Origin of the sequence: Labrenzia sp. OB1 (genome assembly GCF_001624695.1) — a bacterium.
Lineage (GTDB): Bacteria > Pseudomonadota > Alphaproteobacteria > Rhizobiales > Stappiaceae > Roseibium.
This window is the reverse complement of record NZ_JSEP01000020.1, coordinates 1-16,822: the sequence shown is the minus strand read 5'-3', so window position 1 is coordinate 16,822 and position 16,822 is coordinate 1. Positions and strand designations below refer to the sequence as shown.

12 protein-coding genes are annotated in these 16,822 nt (G+C 58.8%); 10 read left to right on the top strand and 2 right to left on the bottom strand.

Annotation, left to right across the window (positions count from 1 at the left end):
• The first annotated feature begins 139 nt into the window (after positions 1-139).
• Positions 140-2,266: an EAL domain-containing protein gene (locus OA90_RS21610; RefSeq protein WP_068417392.1), complete on the top strand. Its 2,127-nt coding sequence runs from the start codon at positions 140-142 to the stop codon at positions 2,264-2,266.
• Between the two features lie 67 nt (positions 2,267-2,333).
• Here the strand turns inward: OA90_RS21610 and OA90_RS21605 are convergent, their stop codons facing one another.
• Positions 2,334-2,810, bottom strand: a complete 477-nt coding sequence (locus tag OA90_RS21605; protein ID WP_068417388.1) for a MarR family transcriptional regulator — start codon at positions 2,808-2,810, stop codon at positions 2,334-2,336.
• An 84-nt stretch (positions 2,811-2,894) separates the two neighbouring features.
• Here OA90_RS21605 and OA90_RS21600 point away from each other — a divergent pair, with 84 nt between their 5' ends.
• The 3 genes from OA90_RS21600 to OA90_RS21590 are packed head-to-tail and all read left to right on the top strand — an operon-like array spanning position 2,895 to position 7,624.
• The gene (locus tag OA90_RS21600; RefSeq protein ID WP_068417384.1) at positions 2,895-4,670 is read left to right on the top strand and encodes an N-acetylglutaminylglutamine amidotransferase; all 1,776 of its coding nucleotides are present in this window, start codon (positions 2,895-2,897) and stop codon (positions 4,668-4,670) included.
• A gap of 3 nt (positions 4,671-4,673) precedes the next feature.
• Positions 4,674-6,455, top strand: coding sequence for an N-acetylglutaminylglutamine synthetase (ngg, locus tag OA90_RS21595; RefSeq protein WP_068417381.1), 1,782 nt, complete (start codon positions 4,674-4,676; stop codon positions 6,453-6,455).
• On the top strand, positions 6,452-7,624 hold the full coding sequence (locus OA90_RS21590; RefSeq protein ID WP_068417378.1) for an osmoprotectant NAGGN system M42 family peptidase: 1,173 nt from the start codon (positions 6,452-6,454) through the stop codon (positions 7,622-7,624). Before ngg ends, OA90_RS21590 begins: the two co-directional genes overlap by 4 nt.
• Before the next feature lie 104 nt (positions 7,625-7,728).
• Here the strand turns inward: OA90_RS21590 and OA90_RS21585 are convergent, their stop codons facing one another.
• Positions 7,729-8,904, bottom strand: coding sequence for an alpha-D-ribose 1-methylphosphonate 5-triphosphate diphosphatase (locus OA90_RS21585; protein ID WP_068417373.1), 1,176 nt, complete (start codon positions 8,902-8,904; stop codon positions 7,729-7,731).
• A 544-nt stretch (positions 8,905-9,448) separates the two neighbouring features.
• On the opposite strand from OA90_RS21585, the gene OA90_RS21580 reads away from it, so the two are divergent.
• From OA90_RS21580 to OA90_RS28150, 6 genes are all read left to right on the top strand, one after another.
• The gene (locus tag OA90_RS21580) at positions 9,449-10,816 is read left to right on the top strand and encodes a TolC family outer membrane protein (RefSeq protein ID WP_068417372.1); all 1,368 of its coding nucleotides are present in this window, start codon (positions 9,449-9,451) and stop codon (positions 10,814-10,816) included.
• 189 nt (positions 10,817-11,005) lie between these two features.
• Positions 11,006-13,225 carry a type I secretion system permease/ATPase gene (locus OA90_RS21575; RefSeq protein WP_208986242.1) on the top strand — a complete coding sequence of 740 codons (2,220 nt, stop codon included), beginning with the start codon at positions 11,006-11,008 and terminating at the stop codon, positions 13,223-13,225.
• A complete protein-coding gene (locus tag OA90_RS21570; RefSeq protein WP_068417371.1) occupies positions 13,222-14,535 on the top strand; it encodes an HlyD family type I secretion periplasmic adaptor subunit in 1,314 nt (437 codons plus the stop codon). Before OA90_RS21575 ends, OA90_RS21570 begins: the two co-directional genes overlap by 4 nt.
• Positions 14,536-14,565: 30 nt before the next feature.
• The gene (locus OA90_RS21565) at positions 14,566-15,546 is read left to right on the top strand and encodes a transglutaminase-like cysteine peptidase (protein ID WP_068417368.1); all 981 of its coding nucleotides are present in this window, start codon (positions 14,566-14,568) and stop codon (positions 15,544-15,546) included.
• A 105-nt stretch (positions 15,547-15,651) separates the two neighbouring features.
• A complete protein-coding gene (locus tag OA90_RS21560) occupies positions 15,652-16,395 on the top strand; it encodes a hypothetical protein (RefSeq protein WP_156510594.1) in 744 nt (247 codons plus the stop codon).
• Between the two features lie 239 nt (positions 16,396-16,634).
• Positions 16,635-16,822, top strand: a 188-nt coding sequence (locus OA90_RS28150; protein ID WP_156510593.1) for a DUF4372 domain-containing protein, incomplete at its 3' end; no start/stop codon positions are given.

Genomic DNA, 16,822 nt, shown 5'->3' with positions numbered 1-16,822 from the left:
TTTCGTAGCGAATGGATTTTACCTTAGCGTGCCGACGTGCTGACAAACTCCTCATACGTGAATTTGGCAAGGAACTGGTGAGATAAAGAGGCTTGGTCCACATTCGCTTGTTTACCGGATTAGCGTTATCCTGGTGATCATGGTGCTCTGCAGTATCGGACTGGTTTCAGGCCTGAGCTATTTTGAGCTGTCCAAGACAACCGAAGAAAACGCCTCTTTCCGGATTGACCGGGCAGCCAGAGCAGCCGTGGCCATCCTGAGTGAAGGCACAAACCACGCCTTTCGTCCGCAATTCGGTGCCAGCCAAAACCCCGTTTCCCTTCATATCGCGACAGCGTCCGGCCAGAATCCGCTGGTCCCGGGAGAAAAGCTTGACGAGCTCGTCAAGACCATCGGCCAGGCGAACCAGGGCGCGGCAAACCTGTTTTCCTGGACGGAGCAGACGTCGTCGTTCGACCGGTTCGCGACGACCTTCGCAACCCCTGACGGAGCCCCCGCGAAGGTCTTTTCAATCCGCGAGGGACACCCGGCCTACGCCAGCCTTGCCGCAGGACAGCCTTTCACCGGAGAAGTTCCTGTACAGGAACGCCTGCGGCTTGCCTACCTGATGCCGATCCTGGCGGAAAACAACAAGCTCGCCGGTGCACTCGCGGTCGATGTCGGATGGGTGGACGATCTCAACTTCGCTGAAAACCGTCTCAAGACCCGGATAGCCTCGGCGGCTATCGTTATTCTGACGGGTGCCATCCTGATGGGTGGACTCTTTCTGCGTTTTGAGTTGCGCCCCTTGCGCCAGCTCGCCAGAACAGCGGACGAACTTGCGGCCGGAACGCAACCCCGAGAGATCCCCTTCACGGACCGTCTCGATGAAATCGGCGACCTTGCGCATGGCCTGACACGGGTTACCGATCTCCAGGACAAGCTGCAGAAGCTCGCCTATACCGACCCGGTCACGACAGCCGGCAATCGTGCGCGCTACTTCTCCGATCTCAACAATGCCCTGAAGCGGTCAAAGGACGGGAAGTTCCGCGCCTCCCTGATTCATCTCGACTTCAACGGATTTTCCAAGATCAACGATACATTCGGCCACCAGGTGGGCAACCGTGTCCTGCTTCAGGCCTATGCCCGCCTTGCCAACATCTTCGGACCGAGCGCTCAGATTGCCCGTATCTCCGCCGACGATTTCTGCATCCTGCTGCCGTTCGACGCCCAGGGTGCGATCGCCGAGGACTACGCGATCCAGGCAATAGAAATGCTGTCGGTTCCCTTCAATATGGAAGAAGGTGAAATTCGCGTGGAGCCGAGCATCGGCATAGCCTTGCTGCCCCAGGACGCACAGGACGCGGAAACCGCTCACCGCGTTGCCGGACTTGCTCTCAGAGCAGCCAAGGAAAGCACGGGCGCCAGGCATATCTTCTTCTCCACCCCGCTCAACGAGCGTGTGCAGACGGAGATGCTGGTGGAAACGCTTCTGCGGGCCGCCCTGAAGACCGAACAGCTGGAGCTTCACTATCAACCGCAGATCTGTCCCTCTGACGACCGGCTGATCGGCCTGGAGGCCCTGGCCCGCTGGCCGAACGACAAGCGGGGCTATATACCGCCGGGCGAATTCATACCGATCGCAGAAAAAACGGGACTTATTCTGGAGCTTGGACAATATGTCCTGGAACGGGCCTGCAGACAGGCCGCCGAATGGCGGCAGGCCGGGTTTGAGTTCGGCCAGGTTTCCGTGAATGTCTCCCCCCTGCAATTTCGCCAGCCCAGCTTTGCCGCAACAGTCCGGCACATGCTGAACACCTACCGGTTACCGGCACGGATGCTGTGTCTGGAACTGACCGAAAACGTTTTTGTCGATACCGGCGAGCAGATGGTTCTCGACATCCTTTCCGAACTCCAGAAAATCGGCGTGCAGCTTTCGCTGGACGATTTCGGCTCGGGATATTCCTCGCTGATCTATCTCCACAGGCTGCCGTTCCAGGAGTTGAAGATCGACCGCGCCTTCCTCGCCGATGCCGACAAGGATTTGCAGAAGGAGCATCTGTTCCACGCAATTGTCGGCCTTGGACGAAGCCTCGGCCTGCGCGTGATCGCGGAAGGTGCGGAAACGGCCGGCGAATATGCGCTCACGGCGGCGCATCTTTGCGACGGAATGCAGGGGTACTTCTGCTCCCCTGCCGTCGCCGCGAAGGACGTCCGGCAGCGCATCGAGGACTTCCAAAAATCCAGGACGGCACGATCTGCCCAAATGGAAAAGAAACGGGCCTGAGGAAACGGTCCAGACCTCCTTCAAGTTGCCGGGGTCGAACATGAAGCCGGACCTGTGCTCCCCCCACCTAATCGGGAAGCTTGCCTGTCATCAGGATCGGAGCGGCGTCCAGCTTGTGCGCATTCATCATCTCCGCGATCTGTTCGATCGCCCCGACCAGCCGCAAACGCTCTACCGCGTCCAGGTCAGCGAACTTCTTTTCGAATTCCTCATGCAGCAGACCCGGGAGATTGGAGGCCGTTTTCCTGCCTTGCTCGGTCAGTTTTGTGTGCACGATTCGCCTGTCGGAAACCGACCTGTAGCGTTCGACCAGCCCCTTTTCCTCAAGTTTGTCCAGTATGGTCACGACAGTCGCCGAGCTCAGATCAGCATTGTCGGAAAGTACTTTCGTCGTCACCTCACCCAGATCTCGAACACCTTGCAGGACAACGATTTGCGGGATGGTAAGCCCGGTTAGACGGGACACTTCCCGAGACCGCAGATCAATGGCCCGCACGATCCTGCGGATGGCCTTGATCACTTGCGACGAACCCACCGCCTGCATCGTAACACCTCTGTTAATTTGAACTCTAATGATTAGAGTTCTATATAGTGTCCGTGTTTTCAGGAAACAGAGAGACTTGTCAATATGTGCGGCATTTGCGGCGAAGTGGTTTTCAAGAACGATCAGGCCGACATTGTCCGGGTTCGCCGGATGGCTGACGCGATGGAGGCCCGCGGTCCCGACAGCATGGGCGTGACCCAGCGCGGCCGGATCGCCTTCGGCCACAGGCGTCTCAAAATCATCGACCTGAGTGACCGTGGCGCCCAGCCGATGACCGACACCGCTCTCGGTTTGTCACTCGTCTTCAACGGCTGCATCTACAACTATCAGGAACTGCGCACCGAACTGAGCGCCAAGGGCTATTCCTTTTTCTCCACAAGCGACACTGAGGTCATCCTGAAGGCCTGGAAGGAATGGGGCAAAGACTGTTTCTCGCGCTTCCACGGCATGTTCGCGGTCGCCATTCACGAACATGACAGCGGCCGCATCCACCTTGCCCGCGACCGGTTCGGCATCAAACCGCTTTATGTCAGCGAAGCCGGCGGCAGGCTCGCATTCGCGTCCTCCCTGCCCGCCCTGCTCGCCGGCGGCAATATCGACACCTCCATCGACCGCGTCGCCCTGCACCATTACATGAGCTGGCATGCGGTGGTCCCCGCGCCGCGCACGATCCTGAACGGGGTCCGCAAGCTGCCTGCCGCAACGGTCAGGACCATCGAAACCGACGGCCGCTCCGCCGACGTGACCTGGTGGGAGCCGACGTTTGAAAAGTCGGACGAAGATCTGGCCCGCAGCGCCGACGACTGGCGCGACATGGTTCTGGAAGGCCTCCGCAAGGCAGTTCGCCGGCGCATGGTCGCAGACGTGCCTGTCGGCGTTCTGCTCTCCGGCGGCGTGGATTCCTCCATGATCGTCGGCCTGCTTGCCGAGGAAGGACAGCAGGGCCTCTCGACATTCTCAATCGGCTTTGAGGAAGCACATGGCGAAAAAGGCGACGAGTTCCAGTATTCGGACCTGATCGCCGAACACTACGGCACCAATCACCAGCAAATCTTCATCCCCTCCTCCGAACTTCAGGAAAACCTTCCAGGTGCAATCCGCGCCATGTCGGAACCGATGGTCTCCTACGACAATATCGGCTTCTACCTGCTGTCGCGGGAGGTCTCCAAGCACATCAAGGTGGTTCAGTCCGGCCAGGGTGCGGACGAGGTCTTCGCCGGCTATCACTGGTATCCGAAACTGACCGGATCGAGCCAACCTGTTCAGGACTATGCTGCCGGCTTCTTCGACCGGGCGGAAGCGCAGATGGCGGAAGCCGTTTCCTCCGACTATCTCTGTGCCAGAGACGAAAGCCTCGCCTTTGTCGAAGCCCATTTTGCCCGTCCCGGCGCCGCCGACCCCGTCGACAAGGCTCTGCGCCTCGACACCAATGTCATGCTTGTCGACGATCCCGTGAAGCGGGTCGACAATCACTCGATGGCCTGGGGCCTGGAGGCACGCGTGCCGTTCCTGGACCATGAACTGGTGGAGCTCGCCGGACGGATCCCGGCTGAATTCAAGCTGGCCCAGCAAGGCAAGGGCGTCCTGAAGGACGCCGCCCGCAAGGTCGTCCCCAGTGCTGTGATCGACAGGCCCAAAGGCTATTTTCCGGTCCCTGCCCTCAAATATATCCAGGGGGATTACCTGGACATGGTGCGTGATACGCTATCCAGTCAGGCAGCAAGGGAACGAGGCCTCTTCAACAGCGTTTATCTGGAAAAGCTTTACGCCGACCCGACAAAATACATCACGCCGCTGCGCGGCTCCGAACTCTGGCAGGTCGCACTGCTGGAAATGTGGCTGCAGGCACAGGAGGTCTGATCCATGGCCGAGAACGAACCATCGCGGCCCAAGGGCGCGTTCGATCATCGTCTGAAGCGCATGCGCGAACACGGCCTCAAACCGGAATTCAGGCTTGAGGAAAGCGAACTCCAGAAAGACCGCTATATCAATTGCGGCTGGGGCCGGCTTGTCTTCGCCAACACCTATCAGGAAACCGATAAACTCGTTGAGGTCCTGCGCAACGAACGGCCCGACCGCCGCGACATTGCCTTTTACGTGCGCGATCCGCATGTGCTGGTGGGAAGCGCGCCGCATGAGCTTTTTCTCGACCCCTCCCATACATTCCGTCTGAACCTGGCGACCTACCGCGCGGCCCGCAGCCGCAGGATGGGCTTTACAGTGCGGCGCCTGTCGTCGCGCTCGGACGCGGAAGCCATCAACGAGCTCTATATCAGCCGGGGCATGGTTCCGGTGCCACCGGAGTTCTTCTGGTCCGACCTCGACCCCAGAACGATCACCGTACTCGTGGCCGAGGAGGACGACACGGGCGCGATTGTCGGCACCGCCATGGGCGTTGACCATAGCCAGGCAACCAGCGGCGCGGACCTGGGCAGTTCGCTCTGGTGCCTGTCCGTATCGCCCCAGGCACGGTTCCCCGGCGTCGGTGAAGCGCTGGTCCGGCGGCTGGCCGAGGTGTTCAAGGGCAAGGGTCTGCCGCACATGGACCTGTCCGTGTTGCACGACAACGAGCTGGCCATCGGCCTTTACGAAAAACTCGGATTTGAACGGGTGCCGTTTTTCACGATCAAGCGCAAGAACACCATAAACGAGGCCCTCTTTGCTGGCCCGGCACTGGATGACAAGCTCAATCCCTATGCCACGATCGTGATCAACGAAGCCCGGCGGCGCGGCATCCAGGCGGAGATCATCGACGCAATCGGCGGTTTTTACAGGCTGTCCTATGGCGGAAGATCCGTGGCATGCCGGGAGTCCCTGAGCGAGTTCACCAGCGCAGTTGCCATGTCCCTGTGCGACGACAAGGCCACGACGCGCCGCATCGTCAAACGTGCAGGCGTTGAAGTTCCCGGACAAATACTGGCGGGATCGGCGGACGAAAACGCTGTGTTTCTGGAAAGATACGGCTCCGTGGTGGTCAAACCTGCCCGCGGGGAACAGGGCAAGGGCATCGCCATCGGCCTGAGCACACCTGAAGAAGTCATGGCGGCGATCGACGTTGCCAGAACCTTTTCCAACGATGTTCTGATCGAGGAATTCGTCTCCGGCCAGGACCTTCGCCTGGTGGTCATCGACTACAAGGTGGTCGCGGCCGCGCTGCGAAAGCCGGCCGAAGTGACAGGTAACGGCCGGACAACCATTGCGGAACTGATCGAGATCCAGTCGCGAAGACGCGCTGCCGCCACGGGCGGCGAATCCAAAATAGTGGTCGACGAAGAAGTTGAGCGCTGTCTGAGCGCGAAAGGCTTCAAGCTCGGGGACATTCTGCCCGAAGGACACAGACTGGCCGTAAGACGCACCGCCAACCTGCACACTGGCGGCACCATTCACGACGTGACGGGAGAAACCCATCACACGCTTATAGATGCTGCCGTCACGGCTGCCCGCGCCATTGAAATTCCGGTGACAGGCATTGACTTGATGGTCCAGGACCCACGAAAACCGGATTATCGTTTCATTGAAGCCAATGAGCGGCCCGGGCTTGCCAATCACGAGCCTCAGCCCACCGCCGAACGCTTCGTTGATTTCCTGTTTCCCCTGTCGGTACCGCAACCGGTCAGGAACACAATGAACCGGACCGGGCCATGACATTGCTCAATATCGACATTCCCTACCTGACGGCAAAACTTCAGGATTTGCTGAAAATCCCAAGCCCGACCGGATACACGGACGAAATCGTAAGGCATGTTTCCAAGGAACTTGAGTCCCTCGGTGTTTTCTACGAGATAACCCGGCGCGGCGGTGTGCGCGCCAGAATACCGGGTAAGAAACGCAAACCGGCCAGGGCCTTCGTTTCGCATCTCGATACGCTCGGGGCGCAGGTCAAGTCGCTGAAAGACAACGGTCGTCTGGAGCTCGTTCCCATCGGTCACTGGTCCGCCCGCTTCGCAGAAGGCGCGCGAACGACGGTGTTTTCCGAAAACGGTGCCTATACCGGTACAATTCTGCCGCTGAAGGCGTCGGGCCATACGTTCAACAAGGGTGTTGATGACCTGCCTGTCGGCTGGGAATATGTCGAACTCCGTGTCGATGCCTACTCCAAGTCGGAAGCCGATCTGCTCAGGCTTGGTCTGGACGTCGGCGATTTCGTTGCCATCGATCCGCTGCCGGAGTTTCTGGAGAACGGATTTATCGTATCCAGGCACCTGGACAACAAGGCCGGCGTCGCGGTGATGCTGGCCGCCCTGAAGGCAATGGTGGAATCGGATATCGAGCCGACTGTCGATGTCTTCTGGCTGTTCACCATCGCGGAGGAAACCGGCCATGGCGCGCAATCGATCCTGACACCCGATATCGCCTCGCTGGTGGCCATCGACAACGGCACCACCGCACCAGGTCAGAACTCAGACGAATTCGGCGTCACCATCGCCATGGCCGATCAGACAGGACCCTTCGATTACCATCTGACACGGAAAATGGTTCAGCTGTGCCGCGACAATGACATCAAGTACCAGAAGGATGTCTTCCGTTTCTATCGCTCCGACGCGGCCACTGCGATCGAAGCCGGTGCGGACGTGCGCACCGCCCTGATCACTTTCGGCGTCGACGCCAGCCACGGGTACGAGCGCATTCACATGCATGCATTACGGTCTCTGGCTGAACTTGCCACCGTTTACGCGCTCAGTCCGGTCCAGATCCAGCGTGACGCCCGCGAGTTCTCCGACCTCAAGGGCTTCACCCGGCAGCCGACGGCCGATGCCGATCAGGAGCTCAACCCCGAAATCGAGGTTCCATTGCCCGAAACGGCAGCGGAATGATCGGATCGGCAGGACTTCCATATCGATTGGACGACCAGCACCCGATTGATTTTGGTGTGCCCTGCCCCGCGCCCCATCAACGCAAGGGCGGCAGGCTCACGGCGTCAAAGAACCCTCTGCCCGGCACGCCATGCCTGTTTCACGAAAGGTTGGCCGTTGTGCAGGCCGACATGCAGGAGATCGGCACGTTTGCCCGCGGCGATTTCACCCAGGTCTGAAAGACCCGCGACTTCGGCGGGCGTTTTGCTCACCATTCGTACCGCCTCCGGCAGATCGGTCCGGAATGTCTCGTCGGCCGCAATCAGAAACACGCCGTCGAGCAGTGAACGGGGCACATAGTCGGACGCCAGGATATCGACCAGCCCCTCGGCCATGAGATCACACACCGCCACGTTGCCGGACTGTGAGCCCCCTCTGAGAACATTCGGCGCGCCCCCGACCACATGCATCCCGTGCACTCTCGCCTTGCGGGCAGCTTCCCTCGTACAGGGAAATTCGGAAACGGCAATGCCCTCCGAAATCGCCTCGTCGATGTGGACATGCTCGGTATCGTCGTGGCTGAGCAACGGCAGCATGTTCTGATGGGCCAGCGCCACGACAGCCGGACGGATCCGGTTACCGATCTCGTCGGACAGGCTCAGAAGCTTCTTTGTCTCCCTTTCAACCGTCGCTCTGGAGTGACCGCTATCTGCCATCCGGCGCGCGATGTACCCTTCAATGTCCCGGCTCTGCCGACGGCCGGGAAGATGTTCCATCACCGAAATCATCCGCACGATGGGTCTGGCGATGTTTTCTTCCGTCAGCCGGGCTGTCTCCGGATCGGTGATCTCGCAGCGCAAGTGAACCAGATGTTCCGACCGCAGCATGCCGGCGGCCTGCGCCTGCTCAAGCGCATCGATCATCGGTGCCAGGATTTCCCGTCGCTCCGGGTTGTTCAGGGTTGCCCCGACACAAAGACTGTCGAAAACGGTGGTGACGCCGCCGCCGATGATCTGCGCATCGTGAGCCAATGCCGCCCGCAGCGGGTCCCACCGCACGTGGGAGCGCGGATAAACATGTTTTTCGAAATGATCGGTATGAATATCGACAAGACCGGGCAGAAGATAATCGCCGTCAAGATCCGTGCCAGCCTGAGGCGCGGCCCCGGTATCGACGGATACGATTTCACCTGCGGCTACCGACACATGACCACTGAGGATCTCGTCGCAGAGCACGAGGCGTGCATTTTTGAGAATTGTCAGCTCACTGCCTGTCGGAGCTTGCCTGTCTGCAAATGTCATGACCTCTCCTTCATGTCGGGCACCTGTTGTAGGTCACTCGAACGGACACCTTCTATCCTTGTTTCCGGCGCGAAATGTGACCTTTGGGAAACAAGATTGTGACAGGACACAAACCGAAGGCCCACGGCGGGAGTTTACACAAACCAAACCGCCGCGCAGCTCTCCGTATCTTGCTTCCTGCCGGAATAGTCCCGACGATGACGAAGCGGAAGAAGCTCTCGAGCTGCTCTGTCTGCATGCGATCCGCAACGAAAGTCCCGTAGCGTGAAAAAAGCGCGACTCGACAAAAACAACCGTACGATAGTGTTCCAATGCGTGAACAACTTACCTAAAGGTGCATCAAAAATTTTTTCAATTATAATAAGTGACTATATATTGGTGACTTAGCTGTAATTATCGCCGAAAAAGGCAATCATCCTCGCAAATCGTTGTATTCCAGCCACACTCGAAAGTTTAACGATTTTTAATTACGAAACGGCACTTGGGAAAGCGAACAACGTATAATATTGTGCGGCCATTGAAATTTTATGGGCATGGGTAGGAAATGCGAGTTTTTTTGGCGCTTTTTATGACCACTTGTTTGGTTGACATTTCTTCCGCTGCCGACCTCAGGCAGGTGGTTCAGGAAGCTGTTTCAACTAATCCGGATGTTTTGGAGTCTGCAGCGAACCGCCGTGCGCGCGATCAGGAATATCGTCGGTCACAGGGCGCTTTCTTGCCGTCCGTCGATCTGTCCGGCGAAGTAGGACCGGAACGTCTTGACCGGCCGAACTCCTTCACCGCCAACGAGAACGATGAATGGCGGACAGGATCCGAGCTTTCCTTGACCGTTCAGCAGTTGCTGTTCGACGGCTTTGCCTCGGTGAATGAAGTCTATCGCCAGAGCGCTCGCGTTGACGGAGCTGCCCTGAGAGTGATGGAGCGTTCGGAAGCAACCGCACTTGACGCGGTTGAAGCCTATATCGACGTCCTGCGTCATACAGCCATCCTCTCCAAGGCTCGCATGAACGTGAGCAAGCACCGCCGCATTTTCTCCGACGTCGACGAGCGATACCAAGGTGGTGAAACAGGCGCTGCAGATCTTGCCCAGGCCAGGGAACGGGTTGCAGCCGCCGAAGTTATCGTAACGGAAGTCCGAAAATCGCTTCTCGACACGGTCGCCAAATACGAACGCATTGTTGGCAACAAGCCGGCAAGGCTGGAGCCGGCGAAACCGGCGAGCATTCCTCCCGGACCGGTCAATCGCCTAGTCGATGTTGCCGCCCAGCAGCACCCGCAGGTGCGCGCGGCAATGGCAGATGCTGATGCCGCGAAATACCAGTACGACGCCACCAAGGGAAATTTCCTTCCTGAGATTTCCCTGAGAGGCCGGGCCAGCGTTGGGGACGATCTTGGCGGCATCGAAGGCCGGAACAACGAATATTCCGGCAAGCTGGTCTTTTCCTGGAACCTTTACAATGGAGGCCGCGACACGGCCTTGTCGCTGGAATTCAGCGAGCGCCTGGCCGAAGCACAAATCGCAGTCGACCGGGTTCGCCGCGAACTCAAGGAAGGCATCGAGCGTTCCTGGGCATCCGTGACCACGCTGACGGACAGGATCAAGGCGCTCCGCGAACAATTGGAAGCTAACCGTCAGGTCGTCGGAGGTTACCGTCAGGAATATGACATCGGTCAGCGGACGTTGCTCGATGTGCTGAATGCGGAAAACGCTCTGTTCAACAGTGAAATCGAACTGATCTCCGCACGAGCCATCTACACCTTCTCCACTTACCAGTTGCGTGCGACATCCGGCGACCTGCTAGCATTTTTGAGTGTAACCCCGCCTGCGGAAGCGATGGACGGCCAGCGCGACAATGCGTCTATTTTCCCGCAAAGTGCCAATTTCAATATAGAGCCGTTACGTAAGTTCTAATGAATTGCAGGCAGATTCGGCTTGCTGGGCAACCGGCAGGCGTTCCATTCAATTCGGAGCACCGCAAAAGGAAATCCGGCCGGGGTTAAAGGCACCAATTGCGCACCTATTCGTTCAGGCGTTGCCAGTGAAGGCCGATAAGTCCGTTCACCCGAGCCCGGCGAGACGATTTCCGCGGCGAAACAGCCCATGGGCGGCACCGATATGCTGCAGAAGAATACCAACGAAAAGAAGCCAGGATCGCAAACCCCGGCAACACCTTCGACTAGTCAGGACCCGCTTGCCTCGGCTCTGAAATACATTGCCCGCGTGCATGGTTATCACGTCACCGACTCGGTGATCTGGAATGGCTTGCCTCAGTCCAGCGATACGCTCGGCATCGGCATTCTCGGCCGAGCGGCCGCCAATTGCGGCCTGAAGGCGATGCCGGACCGCAAGGATATCGGCTCCATCCCGCTGGTGGCCCTTCCGTGTATCGTCGCAATGAAAAACTCTCAAATGCTCGTGCTGACGGGCCTCGACAAGGAAGCCGGCACAATCGAGTTGGTGGATCCCCTCGATCCCGCGACCAAGATTCATAGCTCCATGGCCGAGTTTGAAGACAGCTACAGCGAATACGCCATCTTCTTTCAACCGGCAGTCGACAGCTCCGGCAAGAGCGAGCGCGTTCTCGGATTTGACGGACACTGGTTCTGGAGCACGATCACTTCCTACTGGCGCGACTATGTCCACGTCGCTCTCGCCGCGCTTCTGATCAATCTGCTTGCCCTCGCCTCTCCGCTCTTCACCATGAATGTCTACGACCGGGTGGTGCCGAACAACGCCATCCCGACCCTTTGGGCCCTTGCAATCGGCGTTATCCTTTCCCTAGTCTTCGACGCCGTATTGAAGATCGCCCGCGGGCAAATCATCAACGTGGCAGGCAAACAGGCCGACAATGCGCTGGCCAGCAAGATCTTCGCGCACGCCCTGGCGATCGATTTCGAAAAGAGACCCGCAAGTTCGGGACAATTTGCCAATCACATCCGTGAGTTCGAGAATGTCAGGGAGTTCATCACCTCCTCGTCGCTTGTATCGCTGATCGACCTCCTGTTCATCGGCATCTTCGTCGCCGTCCTGTTCATGCTCGTCGGATCCGTTGCGGTTGTTCCTTTGGTGGCAATTCCGGTCGTCCTCGCCATCAGCCTGTTCGTTCAGGCTCCCCTGGCCGGAGCAATCGAAAAGTCCCACAAGGAAAGCGCCATACGGCATTCGATCCTTGTGGAAAGCATTGCCAATCTTGACACAATCCGGGCGCTGAATGCGGAAAGCCGCATGCAGACCAAATGGGAACGCTCTGTCGCCGCCAGCAGCGGTGCGATCATGAAAGGCCGGTTCTGGGCCCTGATCGCGCAATCGGGAACCGGCTTCGTCCAGGCCAGCGTTTCCATCGGCATTATTGTCTGGGGTGTTTATCTCATCTCCAGCGGAGACATCACCATGGGCGCGCTGATCGCAGCCATGATGCTCTCCGGCCGGGTGCTGGCGCCGCTCGCCAATGTCGCCAATACCCTTACCCGCCTGCGCCAGACGACACATTCCTACAAGATCCTGAACGAGATCATGATGACCGAAACCGAGCGCAAGCCCGGCAGGACCTACATCAACAAGCGCATCACATCGGGATCCGTGGAATTCAAGGGCGTAAACTTCCGCTATCCCGGCGGTGAAGACGACAGTCTGAAGAACATTTCCTTCAAGATTGCGCCAGGGGAAACCGTAGGCCTGATCGGCCGCGTCGGCGCTGGCAAAAGCACGATCGGCCGCTTGACCTCCGGCCTGTATTATCCTTCCGACGGTGCTGTTCTGATTGACGGAACGGACACCAGACAGTTCGACCCTGCCGACCTGCGCGCCAATGTCGGCTTTCTCTCCCAGGACAACGTGCTTTTCAGTGGAACGGTGCGGGAAAACATCAGCGCGGGCGATCTCTTTGCCGACGATGACGCTCTCATCGAGGTGGCGCGGATAGCCGGTGTCGAGGAATTCGTGGCGCAGAACCCGCTCGGGTATGACCTTCAGGTCGGTGAAGGCGGCCGGTTCTTGTCCGGCGGCCAGAAACAGTCCGTGGCCCTTGCAAGGATCCTGCTTCGCAAACCCCGGGTCCTGTTCCTGGACGAACCGTCGAGCCATCAGGACCTTGCCTCGGAGCGCCGCCTGATCGCCCGGCTGAAGGAACACAACAGCGCCGATACCACCGTCATCATAAGCACGCACCGCATGAGCCTTGTCGAACTGACCGACCGCCTGATCACTCTCGACTACGGCAAGCTGGCGCTGGACGGACCTCGCAAGGACGTCCTGAAAAAGCTTCAGGAGCTTGGCGCGATGAATGCCTCCTTGCAGGCCGGCAAGGGTACCGTGTTATGAACCCAGGCGACTGGAACTACGCCAACGATATTCGCGATGTCATCCAGACCAGGCCGCCGAGATACACGACCAACGTGATCCGTATCGGCCTTGCGCTGTTTGTCTTGGGGCTGCTCTGGGCATATCTGGCCGCACTGGAGGAAGTCACCAGAGGCGACGGCCGTGTGATCCCCTCGCGACAGATCCAGGTGGTCCAGGCGCCCGATGCTGGCATCGTGGAAAATATTTTCGTCCAGGAAGGCGATATCGTCGAAGAAGGCCAGTCGCTGATCGAAATTGACGACACTACATTTTCCTCGCAGCTCGGAGAAATCCGGCAGCGCCAGTGGGGTCTCATGGCGCGGATCGAGCGGCTTCAGGCTGAGGCGGATCAGAAGCCGTTGGTGTTTCCCGACATGCTGCAAAAAGAAGTTCCCGGTCTGATCGCCGAGGAAAGCAATGTTTATCGGGACAAAAAGACCAGCCTCGAAAACGAACTGAGCGTCCTCAGGAACCAGGCTTCGCAGCGCGAGCAGGAATATCAGGAACTTCTCGCCAAACAGGCCAAACTCGATTCAGTTATCGAGATCATGGCGCGCGAAGTTGAGATCAACCAGCGCCTCTACGAACGCAAGGTGCTGCCGGAGATCGAATTTCTCCGCCTATCACGCCAGTTGAAGGAGAGCGAAGGCGAACTGGCGATTACCAAGGCCTCAGTTATGCGCTCCCAGGCGGCCAAGGAGGAAGCCCGCGAGCGCTCCCGCAGTGCAATCTCGACTTTCGTTTCCGAGGCAAGACAGCAGCTGGCTGAGTCTCGCGGCGAACTTGCGGTTATTAACGAAAGCCTGAAAGGTGCCGCCGACCGGGTCCGCCGGACCGAACTGGTCTCGCCGGTCAAGGGCATCGTCAACAAGTTGAACATCACCACCATCGGCGCGGTGGTGCAACCGGGCGCCGATCTCGTCGAAATCGTCCCTCTGGAGGACACCCTCCTGATCGAAGCCCAGATCCGCCCCAAGGACGTCGCCTTCCTTCACCCCGGCCAGAAGGCGACAGTGAAGATAACCGCTTACGACTACTCTATTTATGGCGGACTTGAAGGCGAACTGGAACGCATCAGTGCGGACACCACCGAAGATGAAGAAGGTAATCGTTTCTTCCGTGTCACGGTCAGAACAGATAAAAACTACCTTGGTTCAGATACGGATCCTTTACCAATAATACCAGGAATGGTCGCGTCCATCGATATATTAACCGGAGAGAAAACGGTTCTGGACTACATCTTAAAGCCGATCAAGAAAGTTCGGGACCAGGCACTCAGGGAGCGCTGACGTCTCGACAAATAATGAGGCGATCGGCAGATGGAACACAGAGCGACCGCACCGGCAGTGCCGGCTGCGAACGGGAAAGCTGCGCGCAAATTCGGATGGGCACTGACTTGCGCCTTCGTCCTGCAGGCGGCATTCGTCACCGCCCAGGCGGAAGACGGCCCCTTGGCGTCGGGTGAAATGACCGGCATCTCCAACGTTCGCGACTTCCTCAAGATCTCCCTGCTGGAAACCGTTTCCGCCGACGCCCTGCCGGTGAAACTGCATTTTGTTCCGCTTCCCGCTGCAAAGGCGGTGGAACTGCGGACCATCCGCATCGCCCCCCTGGCCAAGCCGGTCATTCAGTCACCGCCCCTGGAAAAAGCCTCTCGTCAGATCATCGAGTTGCCCGCGGCGAACACTGCGGACGCGAAACCGACACTCCTCTTCGGTTCGCTCGGCAAACCGGTCGCGCTGTCTCCAGTGACGAAGCGCTGGACCCGGGCGCTCGACGAAATCCGCTCCGACGGGGAAGGTTCGGCAGCCGGCCGCAACAGTTTCCGCGCCTATACCGCCATTCTGGAGCAAGTGAAGGAACAGCGCCGCGGACTGCAGATCCCAAAGGTCAACTACATGGTGAACCGGGTTCTGGCCTACAGGGACGACGCACGTCTGTGGAAGACCGGCGAATACTGGGCCAGCCCGGTGGAAAGCCTGACCAGGCGCGCCGGTGACTGCGAGGACTACGCCATCCTGAAGTACGCGCTGCTGCGGGATCTGGGTGTCGAAGACAAGGACATGCGCATCGTCGTCCTGCGCGATACGGCTGCCCGACAGCATCACGCGGTGCTCTCCGTGCGCCACGAAGGGAACTGGCTGATCCTGGACAACCGGTTCTCCCGTGTCCGCTTCGAGCGCGACCTGCCGCATTATCAGGTTCTTTATTCGGTGAATGCCGCTGGACAGTGGTCTCATGTTCCCACCCCCGGTTCGCCGGTGCGCCTCGCTTCCCGTTTGAAGTCGGCGACAAGATAAACAGACGTCGCCGACCTTTATTCTCAAGCTCTTTCGCCTCAAGAGACGAAGCAATGCTTGATTTCCGTCTCCCCAAACGCGGGCGCTGCGTGCTATACGCAAGTCATGTCTGATCGAGAGCAGAGCGCCACGATTCGAAAACCATTGCAGATTTCCGCCGCCTTCGGCCTCGGCCTGGGCGGTATCCTTGTTGGCTCCGGCCTCGCCCTTGGCGGCTTCGCGCTCGCGGAAAAACAGCAAGCGCTGCTGGAAGCTCGGGAAATAGCGGTTTCCCAGGAGCGCGATCTGCTCGTCAGTGCTCTGAAAGACGTATGGCTCACCGGCCCGCGTCTGCGTCTGGAAGAACTCGCCGCACTGCCTCTCATTCCAGAATATCTGTCGATTGCCGAAACCCGGCCGAACAGTGCCGACGCCAGGGAGTTGGAAGACTACTTGCGCACGGTTCTGGATGCGGCAGGACGGGAAACCGGTCTGCAGCGCATTGCGCTGCTATCCGCCGACGGCAGTGAAGTGCTTGCTGCGGAAAATACCGCGGCCGCTCCCACGGACGCAAAAACCGTCGAGGTCGAAGCCGTCGTTTACGACTTCAATGATCCGCAATCGCCTGCGGGTCGGCTGACAGGTGCCCTCCCCGATGGCAGCCTGACCATCCTGCCGCCAGACGGTCCCACCGGGACCAACCTCACCGCAAGCACAGCCGGCAGTCCGGCCTGGGCTGGGCCTGAGGCAAATGCATTTGGCGGCGTTGCGGACCTGACCCGCCTTCTCGCCATCCTTGCCGGTATCGCCACAGCCCTTTGCGGACTTACCGGGGCGGCACTTCTCCGCAACCGGCAGGCAGCACGCTAAAAAAACAACTCCGACTGGCAGGTCTCCTTCTGTCGGGGTTGGCATAGTGAGGTCCGTTCTCACCGTCATCTTCAACTCCGTTCGATGCCATGTCATCTCAAGGCTCCGAACCCGCTCCGTCATGCCATGGCTTGACCCACTGCTGTCCGGTTTAAAAATCTAGACAGAGCGCATGACATTGATTCTACTCGGTTTCAGACGTTTGGCCGCGTTTGAGACACGAACAGAGGATCAATGTCATGCGCCATCACAATAGCGTTTTTCATCAAGTGCTGAAGCATGTTCCTTGGGGCGAGTTCAATCGCCTTGTGGATGAGCATAAAGCGGACCACCGCGTCCGCCGTTTGACGACGAAGACCCAGTTTCTGGCCCTTTTGTTCGGCCAGCTTGCAGGCGCGCAGAGCCTCAGGGAGATTGAGACCGGTCT

Excerpts from the sequence above, each read along its gene's own strand:
- OA90_RS21600 (WP_068417384.1), top strand. The coding sequence starts at position 2,895 with ATGTGCGGCATTTGCGGCGAAGTGGTTTTCAAGAACGATCAGGCCGAC.
- OA90_RS21570 (WP_068417371.1), top strand. The coding sequence starts at position 13,222 with ATGAACCCAGGCGACTGGAACTACGCCAACGATATTCGCGATGTCATC.
- ngg (WP_068417381.1), top strand. The coding sequence starts at position 4,674 with ATGGCCGAGAACGAACCATCGCGGCCCAAGGGCGCGTTCGATCATCGT.
- OA90_RS21580 (WP_068417372.1), top strand. The coding sequence starts at position 9,449 with ATGCGAGTTTTTTTGGCGCTTTTTATGACCACTTGTTTGGTTGACATT.
- OA90_RS21590 (WP_068417378.1), top strand. The coding sequence starts at position 6,452 with ATGACATTGCTCAATATCGACATTCCCTACCTGACGGCAAAACTTCAG.
- OA90_RS21560 (WP_156510594.1), top strand. The coding sequence starts at position 15,652 with ATGTCTGATCGAGAGCAGAGCGCCACGATTCGAAAACCATTGCAGATT.
- OA90_RS21610 (WP_068417392.1), top strand. The coding sequence starts at position 140 with ATGGTGCTCTGCAGTATCGGACTGGTTTCAGGCCTGAGCTATTTTGAG.
- OA90_RS21575 (WP_208986242.1), top strand. The coding sequence starts at position 11,006 with ATGGGCGGCACCGATATGCTGCAGAAGAATACCAACGAAAAGAAGCCA.
- OA90_RS21605 (WP_068417388.1), bottom strand. The coding sequence starts at position 2,810 with ATGCAGGCGGTGGGTTCGTCGCAAGTGATCAAGGCCATCCGCAGGATC.
- OA90_RS21565 (WP_068417368.1), top strand. The coding sequence starts at position 14,566 with ATGGAACACAGAGCGACCGCACCGGCAGTGCCGGCTGCGAACGGGAAA.
- OA90_RS21585 (WP_068417373.1), bottom strand. The coding sequence starts at position 8,904 with ATGACATTTGCAGACAGGCAAGCTCCGACAGGCAGTGAGCTGACAATT.